Raw genomic sequence first — 15955 nt, 5'->3', positions numbered from 1 at the left:
ATTAATAAATAAAAAGACTGATAAATAAAATAAAAAATAAAATTAATATTAAATGTAATACTAAAATAATAATAGCGATAATTATAATTTAAGGAGGAAAAATGAAAGTAAAAGGAAACACAAAATATATATTTGTCACAGGTGGTGTTGTTTCTTCGCTTGGGAAAGGAATTGTTGCGTCGTCACTTGGTAGACTTTTGAAAGAGAGAGGATACAAAGTGACAATTCAAAAGTTTGATCCATATTTGAATGTGGATCCAGGAACAATGAGTCCTTATCAGCACGGGGAAGTTTTTGTTACAGAAGATGGTGCGGAAACTGACTTGGATTTGGGACATTATGAGAGATTTATCAATGAAAATCTTACACAGTATAATAATCTTACTTCTGGAAGAGTGATGTCAAGAATTATTGAAAAAGAAAGAAGAGGAGATTTTTTAGGAGGTACGGTTCAAACAGTTCCTCATGTTACCGATGAAATTAAAAGAAATATAAAACTTGCAGGAGAAAAAACTGGTGCAGATTTTGTAATTACTGAGATTGGCGGAACAATTGGAGATATTGAAAGTGATCCGTTTATTGAAGCTATTAGACAGTGGAAAAGAGAAGCTGGGAGAGAAAATATCGCTTATATCCATGTGACTTTGCTGCCTTATTTAAAAGTGGCTGGAGAACTTAAGACAAAACCTACTCAGCACAGTGTAAAAACATTGCAAGGACTTGGAGTTGCACCTGATGTGATAGTTGTGAGAAGTGAACATCCAGTGGATCAAAATATTAAGAAAAAAATCTCTATCTTTTGTGACATTGATGAAGAAGCCGTGATTGAGTCAGAAGATGCCAAAAGTCTTTATGAAATTCCGTTGACAATGGAAAAATTGGGACTTGCTGATGTGATTTGCAAACATTTTAACTTAGAAAATAAAAAGCCGTCTTTAGCGGAATGGAGCAAGATGGTAGATAAATTTAAACATCCTAAAAAATCATTGAAAGTTGCAGTTGTTGGAAAATATGTGGAATTAAAAGATGCTTATATAAGTATTCATGAATCAATAGAACACGCTGGATTTAATCTTGATACAAAAGTAGAAATTGATTATTTGAAAGCTGGAGATTTTGATGTTAAGTGCCTTTCAAATTATGATGGAATCTTAGTTCCAGGAGGATTTGGCGACAGAGGAATTGATGGGAAAATAGATGCTATACAATTTGCAAGAGAAAATAAAATACCATTTTTTGGAATTTGTCTTGGAATGCAGATGGCTTGTGTGGAATTTGCAAGAAATGTACTTGGATATAAAGATGCGACTTCGACAGAATTTGACAAAGATACAAAAACTCCTGTAATTAGTCTTATGGAAGAACAAGAAGGAATTGAGGATATGGGAGGAACTATGAGACTTGGAGCATATCCATGTATTTTAAAAGATGACAGTATTGCGGCACAAGTTTATGGAAATACTGAAATTTCTGAAAGACATAGACATAGATATGAGTTTAATAATACTTACAGAGAAGAATTTGAAAAAGCGGGAATGGATATTGTGGGATTATCTCCAAATGGAAAATATGTGGAAGTTGTGGAAATAAAAAATCATCCTTATTTTGTGGCTTGTCAATATCATCCTGAATTTAAAAGTAGACCAAACAGACCTCATCCATTATTTACTGGTTGGATAAAAGCTGCTATAAAAAAAATCGAAGGAAAGTAGGAAAAAATTATGGATATTCAAAAAATTAGAAAAAATGTGAAAAAATATTTGGACGAAAAAAGATATGCTCATGTGGAAAGAGTGGCAAAATGTGCAGTTGAATTAGCAAAAATATACGGAGTTGATCCATCGAAAGCCGAAGCTGCTGGGATTCTTCATGATGTGGCAAAATTTTTTGAAATACCTAGAATGCTTGATTTAGTTCGTGGGAAATATCCTGAGATTGAAAATAAGATTTTTTGGACAAATGCGATTTTACATGGATTTGCAGGAGCTGAATTTGTTGCAAAAAACTATGATTTGTTTGAAGTTGACGATGATGACATTTTTTCTGCAATAAAATATCACACAATTGGCAGCGAAAATATGACAACTTTGTCTAAAATTATTTATTTGGCTGATGCGATTGAAGAAAAAAGAGATTGGGATGGTGTAGAAACTGCAAGAAAATTGGCAAAAGAAGATTTGGATTTGGCAATAAAATTTGAAATTGACAGAAAATTGGAATATTTACTTGAGAGAGATTCGGTTATTCATCCAAATATTATTAAATTTAGAAATTCTATTTTAAAATAAAAACTTTAAAAATTTAAAAAAATTAAAATAAAAGTTATTTAAAAATTTTATATTTTTGAGTAACTTTTTATTTTTTATTTATATGTAATTTATTATATTATATATATTATTTAACTTAAATTACTTAAATTATTTATTTATATTTATATATAACTTATTTTTTTTGAAAAAATTTGATTTTTTTATGAAGTTGTGATAATCTAAATAAAAAACTAAAAAGGGAGATGAAAATAGACAGCTATGAGTATAATTTTGACATTGATATTACTTGGAGTTATAGTTTTAATTCATGAATCGGGACATTTTTTTATGGCAAAATTTTTTAAAATGCCTGTTTTTGAATTTGCGATTGGAATGGGACCTAAGATTTTTTCATGGAAAAAGGGAGAGACAGTTTATTCAATTCGTGCTTTGCCGCTTGGAGGATTTGTCAATATTGGCGGAATGCAGCCAGAAGAGTTTGATCTTGAAAATTTTAAAAGAGAAAAAATTGATGAGATTGCCGAAATTTTGAAAGAAGAAGAAGATTTTGAAAATTTAGAAATGGACGACGAAAAATTTGTGGACGAAGTGGAAAAAAGAGTGAATCTTGAAATGAGAGAAGAAGAAAAAAGACAAAATTACATTTCTAAAAATGGATTTTACACAAAATCTCCGTTCGCAAGATTTGCTGTTTTGATTGCTGGAGTTGTAATGAATTTTATTTCGGCAATAATTGCGATTTTTATAATGCTTTCTGTAACTAATATGAAACCTATGGAATTGACAGAACCTGTTGTTGGCGTAGTTAGAAGTGACTCAAAAGTTAATGGTAAGCTGGAGAAAAATGATAAAATTTTGGAAATTAATGGGAAAAAAATTCAAAATTGGAAAGAGATGACTAAAGAAATTTCAAAAATTGGTAAAAATTATAAAGACGAAAATATTTCGCTAAAAATTTTGAGAAATAATAAAGAAATGACTCAAAATGTGAAATTAACTTATTACGGAGAAGCTAAATCAAATTTGCTTGGAATACAAGTTTTGCAAAAAAAATTGACTTTTGGAGAAAAGATAAATTCGACTTTTTATACATTTAAAGATTATTTTAAAATGACTCTTGACGGTGTGAAAATGCTTGTCACAGGAAAAGTTGGAATGAATGATATGACAGGACCTGTGGGACTTCCAAAAATTGTTGGAATGGCTTACAGTAACGGTGGTGCTTTGGCTCTACTTGGTATATTTATTTTGATTTCAATAAACATAGGAATAATGAATTTGCTTCCAATTCCTGCTCTTGACGGAGGAAGAATTTTATTTGTTTTGCCAGAATTTTTTGGAATAAAAATTAATAAAAAAATTGAAGAAAAAATACATATTATCGGAATGATATTTTTGATAGCTATTATGTTAATAATAGTATTTTTTGATATAACAAAGTATTTTTAGAATAAAAAGATATTGACAAAAGGGGGAAAAAATTATATTATATTTATTATATTAAGTGACTTATTAGTCATTTAATATAATAAAAAAATACGATTTTGGGAGAAGAAAAGTTGGCTAGAAGTTGTGAAAAGGAGAAAAAAAGAGAGAGAATTTTAAAAAAATCTTGGGAATTATTTAAAAAAAATGGGTATGAGGAGATAAAAATTGAGAGGATAACAAAGGAAGTGGGAATATCCAAAGGAAGTTTTTACACTTATTTTAAGACAAAAGAAGATGTTTTGTTCTCGATTTTGGAAAAAATAGAAATTGAAATCGAAAATTCTATAAATGATATAGATACTTCTGAAGAACCGTCAAAAATTTTGTATAATCTATTGGAAAAAAGAGTGGAGCTATTTTTGGGGTATATTCAAAATATGAAATTGGGAAATTTGTATATTATGAAATCAGGTCAAATTGATGAATTTAAAAATAAAATAACAGTTTTTTATACAACTTTTATTAAAGAAAATATCATAAAAAAATATGAGAATAAAAAAATTTGGGATTTGGAAATTATTTCAAAATATATAAATTCTTCAATTGAAGGTTATTTTTTTGAAGAGATATTTGAAAATAAAGGAATAGATAAAGACTTTGAAGATAGGGCTAAAATAGCAATTAAAGAAATTGCAAGGTTTATAGATAGTGCATTAAAATAGACTTACGAGGAGGAAAAATGAAAAGAAGTAATTTGAGAATACTGGTATCATTATTATTGTTTATTGCGATTCCAGCTTTTGCTGAAAAAATCTCAATTCAAGATGCGGCTGAGATGGCAATTAAAAATAATAAAGATATTAAAATAGCAATGTTAAAAACTGAACAAAGTAAAATTGATGTGGATAAAGCATGGTCCAAAAAGTTTTTCACGGTTGGCTATACAGCTGGGGCAAATACATATCTAAATAAAAATTTTGCCAAAACAGGAGAAAAATTTCAACATTATTTGACTTTGTCACAACCAATTTACACAGGCGGAAAGTTAAAGCTAGGGCACGAAATAAGTAAAGAAAGTCTGACATTGTCACAGCTTAATTTGGATAAAGTGAGAAAAGATACAATTCTTGATACAGTTAAAGCATATATTGATGTCTATGATGCTATGAGCACACTTGAAGTTTTGCAAAAATCTAAGGAAACATTGAATCAAAATTTGAAGACGCAGCAGGAGCTGTATGATTTAAGAATGACAACAAAACCTGAATTTACAGAAGCTCAAAGAAGTGTGGCTGATATTGACGCACAAATTGTGGAACAGGAAGGAAATATTGAAGTTTCAAAAGAAGCGCTTGGGATTTTGATTGGAGTGAAAGATAGCTCACAAATTGAAATAATTCCTTTTGGAGTCGATGATAACTTTACTTCAACAGTTAAATTGGATGAAGATTTGGCAAAACTTAAAACTGATAATACAGAATATAAAATTGCAATGAAACAAAATGATTTAAGTAGAAAAAATGTGGAAGTGGAAGAAGCTTCTTTTAAGCCGTCTGTAAATGGAGTCATTAATTATGGGACATTGCAAGGGCAAGATAGATTTGGAAATATTTTAAAACCGAGAAATTTTTCGACTTCTGCGGGAGTTAATTTTAGCTGGGATATCTTTGATTGGGGACAGAGAAAAAATAATGTGAGATATGCTAAAAAAACTCAGGAAATTTCTTCTGTTCAAATTGACCAGACACTTGACACGGTTACTGCAAATATGAGAAAAACTTATTTTCAGCTAAAATCGCTTGAAAAAAGTATAAAAGCGTTGGAACTTGCGGTACAAAAAGCTGAAGAGTCGTATGAAATGGAAAAAGAAAGATATGCATATAGACTTATCACAATGGAAAATTTATTGCAGTCGGAAACTAGTTTAAGACAGGCTCGTGTAAATTATGCTCAGGCAAAATTAAAATACTATTATTTAGTTTCAAAATATGGAGCGTTTTTGGATTAATAATTTAGATTAGAAAAAATAGGAGGAATATATGAAAATTAATAAAAAAATAGTTGCAGTAGTGGCAATTCTAGCGATGTTTTCAATTTCATGCGGAAAGAAAAAGCCAAAGATGTCTAGCTCTTCAAGACCAGTGAAAGTTCAAATGATAGGTCAAAATGAAATTTCTATAGGATATTCTGCTAGTGGAACGATAAAAGGTATTGAAGAAATACCGTATACAGCGACTTCAAGTGGAGAAGTGGTGGCAATTAATGCACAAAATGGAGATTATGTGGATGCGGGACAAGTGATAGTTTCGATTGAAAATCAGGCGGCTAAATCAGGAGTGAGATCGGCAGCTTCAAATGTTCGAACGGCTGAGTCAAATATAAGTTCAGCAAGAGCGGATATTAGCGCATCAGAAGGAAATATAAGTTCAGCACAGGCCGCTGTCGAAGAAGCAAGAATTAACTTTAGAAAATATCAAATGCTGTATGACAAAAGGCTAATAACAGAAACTGATTATTTACAGGCAAAAACACAGTTAAGTGCAGCACAAGCTAAGCTAGATTCAGCAAGAAGCAGTTATCACACAGCAGTAAATTCATTGTCTGCCAGAAGAAACAGTCTTGATTCAGCACAAGCAGATCTTGATACAGCAAGAGATACAAATAGTAAATCAAGCATAAAAACAAAAGTTTCAGGAGTAATTGCCAATATGAATTTGGAGAGAAGTCAAGAAGTTTCAAATGGACAGCAATTATTTACTTTAGTTAATGAAAGTGAAATGAAATTGGAAATTGGGGTTTCAGCTGATGTAGTTCAAAAAATTCAAGTTGGAACACCAGCAACTGTAAAAATTGATGATTTGAAGGGACAAGTATTGCAAGGAGTTGTTTATGAAGTTGCGGCAACAGCTGATTCGGCAAGTAGACAATTTATTGTAAAAATAAAACTTCCAAATGAAAATAGACAATTAAGAAGTGGAATGTACGCAAAAGCTAATATTTCAACAGGAGCAGAAAATGGTTTAGTAATTCCTAAAAAAGCTATTGTTGTAAGAGGAGTTCAACAAGTTATTTATGTTGTGCGAAATGGAAAAGCAGTGGCAATTCCTATAAATATAACAAATCAAAATGAAACATTTGCAGCAGTGACAGGACAAGGTTTAGATTCTGGTGACGAGTTAATTGTCGATGGACAAAATGTTGTACAAGCAAATGAAAAAGTCAAAATTGTCAGATAGTTATTTTTCATAAATTTAAGGAAAGGAGTACACGATTTTTATCGTGTGAAAAAAAATGACAGTAGCAGAATTTGCAACGAAGAGAGTAGTGTCGACAACGATGATACTTATATTTATGATTTTTGCTGGTTGGGTAGCGATGACAGGTATGAAACAGGAAAGAATACCAGATTATGATATACCGATAGTTGTTGTTAATGCCACTTGGACTGGAGCGACAGCGGAAGATGTAAAAACACAAGTATCTAAAAAAATTGAAGATGCGGCATTGAATGTAGATGGAATTAAAAATATTACAACATCTTCATCTTATGGTTCATCAGTAGTTACGATAGAGTTTAACTATGGTGTAGATACAGATATTAAACAAGTACAAGTTCAAACACAAATAGATAAAATAAAAGGACAATTGCCAGATGATGATAACTTTAAAGATCCTACAGTATCAAAATTAGATATAGCAGGGAGTTCCAACATGGCGTTAATGATTGGAATTACTGGGAAAAATAAAGAGTTAATAACATCATTTGTTGAAGAAACATTACAACCTAGATTGAAGAGAAATAGAGGTATCGGTAATATTTCTGTAATGGGTAATGCGACAAGACAAATTAAAGTTTGGCTGGATCCAGCTAGATTAAAGGAATATAATTTGTCAGCGGCAGAAATTTATAGTAAAATAAAAGCAGCTAATACGGTAACACCAGCAGGTACAATAACTGATGGGACGAAAGAATTTATCCTAAAAGTTGATGGAGAATTAAAAGAGCTTGATCAAATTCAGGATATCGTTATTTCAAATCAAAATAATCAAACAGTTAGATTGGCTGATGTGGCAAAAGTTGAGTATGGAACAGAGGATCCTACATCATATGTAACATATAATGGAAAAGAAATGGTTGCCGTTATGATTCAAAAGAGTAAAGATGGTAACTTGGTGGAGGTTGCTAAAAAGGCTAAGGAAACTTTGAAAGAAGCAAAACCATTATTTCCAGAAGGTTCTAGTTATAATATAATAGTTGATAACAGTGAAAAAGTTAGTGAATCAATAAAAAATGTTGCAAGTTCTGGGATACAAGCGGTTATCATTACAATCATAGTACTTTTTGTATTCTTGAAAAACTTGAGAGCGTCATTAGTTGTGGGAACATTGATTCCGATTTCAGCAATGTTTACATTCTTCTTACTTACAACACAAGGGATAACATTGAATATGGTTTCGTTAATGGGATTATCACTTGCAGTTGGATCATTAGTAGATAACGGAGTTGTTACGCTGGATAATATTTTTGATCACATTCAGATTAATAAGGAACCAGCAGATGTAGCAGCGATACGGGGTACAAATGAAGTAATTCTTCCGATGATGGCGTCAACTGCAACTTCAGTTTGTGTATTTTTACCAATTATATTATTTGAAGGACTTGCTAAGGAAGTATTTAAGAGTATTGCATTTTCAATGATGTTTGCGTTGTCAGCTTCGATTATTGTTGCGATGTTATGGGTTCCAATGGCTTCGAGTTTATTTTTAGATGTTAAAAAAATATCAGATAATGCTGAAAAAGCTGCTAAATTTAATGCATTTAGAGATAAATATAAAGAATTAGTGGCAAAAGTATTGGAAAATAGATGGAAAATGGTAATTGGAGTTACAATAACATTTGTTATAGTTGTATTTGGAATAGGAAAAACGGTAAAAACTACGTTCTTTCCAACGATTGACGATAATCAATATTCGGTAGTTGCGACACTTGCGACAGGATTAGATTTAGATGTGTCAAAAGATATTGCAAATAAAATGGAAGCTGTTGTAAAAGCAGATCCAGCGACTAAAGATATAAATGTTATTGCCTCAAAAAGTGCAGCGACAATAAATGTCGATGTAAAGAAAGATACGATGAAGGCAATGAACCGTGTCAGAGAAAAATTAAAAGATTTACCAAATGTAACACTTGCGGTTTCACCACAAAAAGCAGGAGGTCGTTCATCGCAGAAAGATTATTCGTTTCAAATAGAAGGTGATGACCCACAAGAACTGAATAGAATTGCAAATTCGATAATGAATGATATGAAGAGTCAGTCTTGGTTTAAGGATGTTAAGTCATCGACTGAAGGTGGATATCCACAAGCTAAATTGGAAGTTGACAGAGTGAAAGCGGAAAGTTATGGAATAACTGTAACAGATATTACTCAAATGTTATTTATGACAGCTTCTGGATCTGCAAATCCGATTGATGTAACTCAAAGTACAGAAACATTGGATGTAGTGTTGGAATTGGAAAAAAATCAAAAAATTCATTGAATAAAATTATGGATTTAGAGATAAAAACTAATAAAGGAACTTATGTTAGATTAGGAGATATTGCTACAATGCAATATGAAGAAAGTGCGTCAACTATTTCAACAGAAAATGGTAAAAGAATTGTAACAGTTGGTGCAAACTTGGATAAATCAAAAGGATTTAACGATGCAGCGACATTTATTCAACAGTCATTCAAGAAGGCAAATCCAGCTGAAGGATACAAAATTGGGGTAGCAGGACAAGCTAAAAACCAATCTGAAATGGGTGGACAAATTAAGAAAGACTTGTTACTTGCGATTGTGTTGATTTATACAGTACTTGCGGTTCAGTTGGAATCATTTATCTTGCCACTTATGATTATGACAACATTGCCATTATCAATGATTGGAGTAATTTTAGGATTAGCGATAACTAGAGTACAACTTAGTATGTTCGTTATGATTGGTATCTTGATGTTATTTGGTATGGCGGTTAATAATGCGATTGTAATGCTTGATTTCGTTGCGGGATTGCGGAAAAAAGGCTGGTCGATTCATGATGCCTTAGTAGAAGCCTGTGGTTCAAGACTACGACCAATTTTAATGACAACGCTTACAACAGTATTAGGTTGGTTGCCAATGGTATTCTCGAGTAAAGGAAGTTCGGGATACTATCAAGGAATGGCGATTGCAGTAATGTTTGGACTTTCATTCTGTACAATCTTGACATTGTTCTTTACACCAGTGTTATATTCGTTGGTTGAAGAAAGAAAAGAGAGAAAACAAAAAGAAAAAGAAGAAAAGAGAAGACAGGAAAAAGAAGAAGAAAGAAGAGGATATGCTAAATAATTCGATTCTTTGATTTATTAAAGTGTTTGGTAACTTATAAAATTTACTTTTTTATTAAATAGTGCAAGAACACTCGCGACTTTAGTCGTGAGATGAATTGCACGAAAATTTTAGTAAGCATATAGGGAAACTTGTATGTAGACACGGAGAAAAATCGTGCAACAAAGAAACTGAATTGCTGGGAACTCTTAAAGCTAGTATGACCACAACATAATACCTAATTGAGAATATGGTATAAGTGTGAAGGTAGCGAAAGCAGAAAAAATATACTAGATGGTGCAAGGTTAAATCCTAAACATTATGATAATAGACAATCAGCAGCTAAGCCTGAAAAGGAAAGTTCAACGACTATCCCTCGTGAGGGGACAATATAAGTGATTGGTATTGGAAGTGGTTTCGCCTAAGGTGTCAAAATACACTATGGATAAGATATAGTCTGTGCTTGTTAGAGATAACAAGAAGTTCATAAGAGAACTACATAAGTAGTAGCGCACTTATGTGAACAACACTTCCCACTGTTGTGGGGGTTTAAAAACTTTAAAAATAAATAAAAAATATTACTTTTTTGACAGATAAAATGTAGAATACATGGTATAATATCTCTGATGAAAAGGAGGTGATATCTATGTATTTAACATTAAAACAGCAAGTAAAACATCTTAGTAAAAAAGAGTTTAGGAATTTAAAATATTTATCTCATATAGCCAAGAACTTAACTAATGAAGCTATATATAATATTAGACAATACTATTTTAATAAGAAAAAGTATTTAAGTTATAATGAAAACTATAAAATACTTAAAAATAGTGAAAATTACAAGAAATTAAATTCTAATATAGCTCAGCAAATTCTAAAAGAAGTAGATGGAAGTTTCAAATCATTTTTTGGACTTTTAAGACTTGCTAAAAATGGTCAATATGATAATAAAAAAATAAAATTACCTAAATATCTTGATAAAGATGGTTTTACAACTCTTGTTATAGGTTTTATTAGATTAAAAGATAATATGCTGATAGTTCCTTATTCAAATTCGTTTAAGAAAACTCATCAGGAAGTTAAAATTAAGCTACCACCAGTATTAAAAGGCAAGAAGATAAAAGAGATTAGAATAATACCAAAACAACATTCTAGGTACTTTGAAATTCAATATACTTATGAAGTAGAGGAAGTTCAAAGGGAATTAAATAAAGAAAATGCACTAGGAATTGATTTAGGTATAAACAATCTTTGTACTTGTGTAACTAATAACGGAGCTTCATTCCTAATAGACGGTAGAAAATTAAAATCTATTAATCAATACTATAATAAGATAAATGCAAAATTACAAAGTATAAAAGATAAGCAAAAGACCTCCCGCACAACATTAAGACAAAAGAGAATAGTCAGAAAGAGAAATAATCGTATAAATGATTATCTTTCAAAAGCAGCAAGAATGATAATAAATTATTGTCTTAATAATGATATAGGAAAAATAGTTCTAGGATATAATGAAGATTTTCAAAGAAATTCAAATATTGGAAGTATAAATAATCAAAATTTTGTAAATATACCATATGGAAAATTAAGAGATAAATTAATATATCTATGTAAACTATATGGAATAGAATTTAAGCTACAAGAAGAAAGTTATACATCAAAAGCAAGTTTCTTTGATAGAGATGAAATTCCAATATATGATAAAGAAAATATACAAGAATATAAATTCAGTGGAAAAAGGATAAAAAGAGGACTATATCAAACAAGCGCAGGTAAACTCATAAATGCAGATTGTAATGGAGCATTAAATATTTTAAGAAAAAGTAAAGTTGTGGACTTAAGTGTCCTATACAATAGAGGTGAGCTGAACACACCTAAAAGAATAAGGGTAGTGTAAAGCTATCAAACTTCTTAGAAAATTTTTAAATATTTTTAGAGATTTTAGAACCCTGTGACTTTAGTCGTGGGAGGTTCAGAAAAATTAGAGGGGAGAATTTTGTGAAAAGATTAGAAATATATTTTGATTCATTTTATACGAAAAAAATGAAAGAAGAATTAAGAGAGTATGGAATAGATCAATATTTTATAGTTCCAGCTGTTCATAGTTCTTGGAGTAAAACTTTTAAACATTTTAATACACATGTTTGGCCAGGGACAGACAGTATTTTAGTTACTTATTTGGAAGACAGGCACGCACAAGAGATTATACGGATTATTAAAATTATGAAAATAGACTTAGGTCGAGGAATTTCGATGGGAGCGGTGATGTTACCAGTAGATGATATCATTTTGTAAAATAAAAAAATCAGCAGAGATGCTGGTTTTTTATTTATATTTTTGTTTAAAAATTTTTAAATTTGTGATAAAATAACTTCAAGAAAAAATGGAAAGGAAGTAAAATTATGGAAAAAATAGTGGAGTGCAAAGATTTAAAAAAATTGTATAAAAATAATGTGGCACTAAATAGTATTAATTTATCCATTAATAAAAATAAAATAATCGGATTACTTGGTCCAAATGGAAGCGGGAAAACGACTTTTATTAAACTTGCAGTGGGACTTTTAAAGCCGACTTCAGGAGAAATTTTAATTGATGGACTGCCAATTGGTGTGGAGACTAAAAAGATAATTTCGTATCTTCCAGATAGGGATTATTTGGACAAAAATCAAAGTATTGATTCGTTGATTCAATTATTTTTGGATTTTTATCCTGATTTTGATGAAAATGTCGCAAGAGGGATGTTAAAAGATTTGAAAATTGATAAAAATGCGAAATTTAAAGCGTTGTCGAAGGGAAATAGAGAAAAAGTGCAACTTATTTTGGCAATGAGTAGAAAAGCAAAACTTTATTTGCTGGACGAACCTATAGCTGGAGTTGATCCAGTTACGAGAGATTATATTTTAAATACGATAATTAAAAATTATAACAAAGAGGCGACACTTATTATTTCAACACATTTAATCAATGATGTGGAAAAAATCTTGGATGAAGTTATTTTTGTGAATGATGGGGATATTTTGCTGTACGATTCAATTGAGAATGTTAAAAAAGAGCATAATGTCAGTATTGATGAATATTTTAGGGAGGTGTTTAAATAATGTTGAAATTGTTTAAATATGATTTTAGAGCGATTAAAAGACGACTTATACCACTTTATCTGGTGGCAATTATAATTGGAGTTGTAAATCAAATATGTACTACATTTGTTATACGATTAAGTATGACTGCATCACAAGAAAATGCAAGTTTTATTATTTTTTATCTTTTAAAAATGGTATTTTCGCTTTCGTTTTTTTTGATAATGTCATATGCTTTCATTTTAACTATTTTTATTTTAATAATGAATTTTAATAATTCAGTTTATGGAAATGAAGGGTATTTGATAAATTCCTTGCCAATAAGTTCGAAAAAGTTAATTTTGGCAAAATATTTGAATTTTATATTTTGGACATTTATTTCAGCGATATTTTATATAGTTTTTTACATAATCGGAACTATAAACGGTCTGCTTGCAAGTGGTCAAAGTTTAAAAGTTATAAATTCAGAATTAAATGAGTTAAAAATGCAATTGTTTCATAGTCCGTATTTTGGGAAATTTGTGGGAGTGGCAATAATTGTGTTAATTTGTATAATTTTACAATATCTTTTAAATTCTTGGGTTTTTATGATGTGTGTAACTTTTGCAAATTTGGTAAAATCTAACAAACTTATTATGGGAATAGTTACATATGTTGTAACAAATATAATACTTGGGATATTTTATTTTTCATTGATGGCAAGTTTTTTATTTAAATTGAACTCTGATATTGAAATAAGAGATAATGTATTTTTTAGTTTAATGACAGAATATGGGATAACTTATATAGTTTTTGTGGCTCTTTTAAATGTTGGAATTTTCTTTCTTATAAATTACATTCATTCTAAAAAAATAGATTTAGAATAGAAAAAAGTTTCAGAATGTGCTATAATAAATGATAGTTAAAAAATCGGAAAATTTTGAGAAAGGAAATTGAAAATGGGAAACAGCAGAAAAGTAATTAAGAGATTGTCCATTATTATGATAGTTGTATTTGCAATTGGAATGCTTGCAAGTGCGATATTATTTTTGAAAAATAATATTTTTGGACAAATGTCAAATAGAGAAGTTATTGCGACAGTTAATAATGAGAAAATCTATAAAGACCAGTTTGAATCATATAAACAGATATTAAAAGATCAGTTGTCACAATTAAATCAGCAAAAAGCACAGATGGGAGTACCCCAAGAAAATTTACAAGATGTGCCAGATAGCATAACAGACGAGATAATTTTACAAAATCTAGTAAGTAAAGCGCTTTTAATTTCAGCAGCATCTGATTTTAAAATAAAAGTGCCAAATGGCGAAATTAATAGACAAGTTAATAAAGAAATTAAAGGTGTGAAAAAAGAAGATCTTATGAATGCGTTGGCAGCTCGTGGATACAGAAACTTAACTGATTACAAAAATGCAATAAAACAAGATAAGATTATGCAAAAATTACAGGAAAAAATGTTTGGAGCAGATCAGATTTCTGATGCGGATGTAAAAAAAGCGTTTGACAGGGAACAATATGCTGGACTTGCTGGAAAAGATTTCAATGAGATAAAAAATCAATTGAAAGAAAGTTTACAACAGGAAAAAAATGATGCACTGCTAAACTCTTATTTAACAAAATTGAGCGAAAAAGCAAGAATTGAGTTTAAAAATCCTGAAATAAAAAAAATATATGATAATTCTAAAGTGATTGTAGCTAGAAATGGTGAATATAAAATATTAAATAAAACAGTAAATGAAAGACTTTTGAAAACTATTTCAGAATCACAATTAGGATATTCCGAAAATTTATTAAACAGTATAAAAGCTAATTTAAAAGTGGAATTAGATAAACTGGTAAAAATTTCAGTAAAAGCAAAAGCTGCTGGATTAAAACCAGATCCAGAACTTGTCGGAGTTGATCAATTACAAGATTTATCTAAAAGATATTATAATTCTTTGATTGACAACTATAAAACTGACGATGCGACACTAAGAGCTAGATTTGAACAGAAAAAAGATAGCTATAGTACGAAAAACAGCATTGGAGGATATGTTATAGGAGATGAATATCAACCAAGTTCACAAGATTTAGAAAATGCTAAAAAACAGGCACAGGAAATTATGAAGACAACAAATAAAGATAACTTTGCACAAAAAGCGAAAGAATTTTCAAAAGATTTTAAGTCAGCTTCTAAAGGTGGAAGTTTAGGAGAAACAACTGATCTATCTGGACTTGTCCCAGAATTTGCAAATGCGGTTAAAAATGGAAAAGCGGGAGATATAGTGGGACCTATTCAAACACAGTTTGGATACCACATTATTTATATTGAATCAAAAGATGCAAATAATCCAAATGTAGCAAAAGTTAGTCACATTCTGATTACACCAAATATATCAGAAGCTACAAAACAAAAAGTTGCACAAAAAATTAATGACTTAAAAGCACAAGTTCAAAGCGGAAAAGCTACTTGGGATCAAGTTGAAAAACAAGACAGATTTAACTTTAATGTAAAAGAAAGATTTAAAAAATTACTAAAAGGTGAGACAGTTCCTGGAATTGGAAAAGATGATGAATTGGTAAATAAACTATTTGCTTCTAAACAAAATGAAATAATAGAAAAAAATCTTCCAGCTGGTTATTTCCTAGTTGTAAAAACTTCAGAAATACCGTTTACACCTGCCACTTTTGAAAATTCAAAAGAAAGAGCAAGATTGGAATTGGCACATGAATTTGCTGAAAAAACTTTTGCAAGTATAAAATAAAATAATTAAATTAATAAAATAAAAAAAACTTTATTCATTGAATAAGGTTTTTTTTTATGATATAATTAAGGCCGCTAAAAACAAAAATTTTATTAAAA

General features: G+C 30.2%; 12 protein-coding genes and 1 pseudogene. All 13 read left to right on the top strand.

Features of this window, described 5'->3' with window-relative positions; all coding sequences use genetic code 11:
• Positions 1–101: 101 nt before the first annotated feature.
• The 13 genes and pseudogenes from J5A73_RS08340 (at position 102) to J5A73_RS08280 (ending at position 15857) form a co-directional block, all read left to right on the top strand.
• Positions 102–1712 (top strand): CTP synthase, encoded by a 1611-nt coding sequence (locus J5A73_RS08340; protein WP_211614818.1) that lies wholly within the window; start codon positions 102–104, stop codon positions 1710–1712.
• A gap of 9 nt (positions 1713–1721) precedes the next feature.
• On the top strand, positions 1722–2288 hold the full coding sequence (gene yqeK / locus J5A73_RS08335) for a bis(5'-nucleosyl)-tetraphosphatase (symmetrical) YqeK (protein ID WP_211614815.1): 567 nt from the start codon (positions 1722–1724) through the stop codon (positions 2286–2288).
• 240 nt (positions 2289–2528) lie between these two features.
• Positions 2529–3719: an RIP metalloprotease gene (locus J5A73_RS08330; RefSeq protein WP_211614812.1), complete on the top strand. Its 1191-nt coding sequence runs from the start codon at positions 2529–2531 to the stop codon at positions 3717–3719.
• A 110-nt stretch (positions 3720–3829) separates the two neighbouring features.
• Entirely contained in the window at positions 3830–4420 is a 591-nt protein-coding gene (locus J5A73_RS08325) for a TetR/AcrR family transcriptional regulator (RefSeq protein WP_211614810.1), read from the top strand.
• Positions 4421–4437: 17 nt separating this feature from the next.
• Complete coding sequence (locus J5A73_RS08320; protein WP_211614799.1) at positions 4438–5706, top strand: TolC family protein; 1269 nt, start codon at positions 4438–4440, stop codon at positions 5704–5706.
• A 31-nt stretch (positions 5707–5737) separates the two neighbouring features.
• A complete protein-coding gene (locus tag J5A73_RS08315; protein ID WP_211614797.1) occupies positions 5738–6934 on the top strand; it encodes an efflux RND transporter periplasmic adaptor subunit in 1197 nt (398 codons plus the stop codon).
• Between the two features lie 55 nt (positions 6935–6989).
• Positions 6990–10063, top strand: a pseudogene (locus J5A73_RS08310) (efflux RND transporter permease subunit).
• A 97-nt stretch (positions 10064–10160) separates the two neighbouring features.
• Positions 10161–10277 carry a MarR family transcriptional regulator gene (locus J5A73_RS08305; protein WP_211614794.1) on the top strand — a complete coding sequence of 39 codons (117 nt, stop codon included), beginning with the start codon at positions 10161–10163 and terminating at the stop codon, positions 10275–10277.
• A gap of 411 nt (positions 10278–10688) precedes the next feature.
• Positions 10689–11936: an RNA-guided endonuclease TnpB family protein gene (locus J5A73_RS08300; RefSeq protein WP_211614791.1), complete on the top strand. Its 1248-nt coding sequence runs from the start codon at positions 10689–10691 to the stop codon at positions 11934–11936.
• A 101-nt stretch (positions 11937–12037) separates the two neighbouring features.
• Positions 12038–12334: a PG0541 family transporter-associated protein gene (locus tag J5A73_RS08295; protein WP_211614788.1), complete on the top strand. Its 297-nt coding sequence runs from the start codon at positions 12038–12040 to the stop codon at positions 12332–12334.
• A 107-nt stretch (positions 12335–12441) separates the two neighbouring features.
• The gene (locus tag J5A73_RS08290) at positions 12442–13137 is read left to right on the top strand and encodes an ABC transporter ATP-binding protein (protein WP_211614785.1); all 696 of its coding nucleotides are present in this window, start codon (positions 12442–12444) and stop codon (positions 13135–13137) included.
• On the top strand, positions 13137–13982 hold the full coding sequence (locus tag J5A73_RS08285) for an ABC-2 transporter permease (protein WP_211614781.1): 846 nt from the start codon (positions 13137–13139) through the stop codon (positions 13980–13982). Before J5A73_RS08290 ends, J5A73_RS08285 begins: the two co-directional genes overlap by 1 nt.
• A 72-nt stretch (positions 13983–14054) precedes the next feature.
• Positions 14055–15857, top strand: a complete 1803-nt coding sequence (locus tag J5A73_RS08280) for a peptidylprolyl isomerase (RefSeq protein ID WP_211614778.1) — start codon at positions 14055–14057, stop codon at positions 15855–15857.
• Positions 15858–15955 lie beyond the last annotated feature (98 nt).

Source organism: Leptotrichia sp. oral taxon 218, assembly GCF_018128225.1.
Taxonomy (GTDB): domain Bacteria; phylum Fusobacteriota; class Fusobacteriia; order Fusobacteriales; family Leptotrichiaceae; genus Leptotrichia.
The sequence above is the reverse complement of the archived record's forward strand: the minus strand, read 5'-3'. Positions and strand labels throughout refer to the sequence as shown.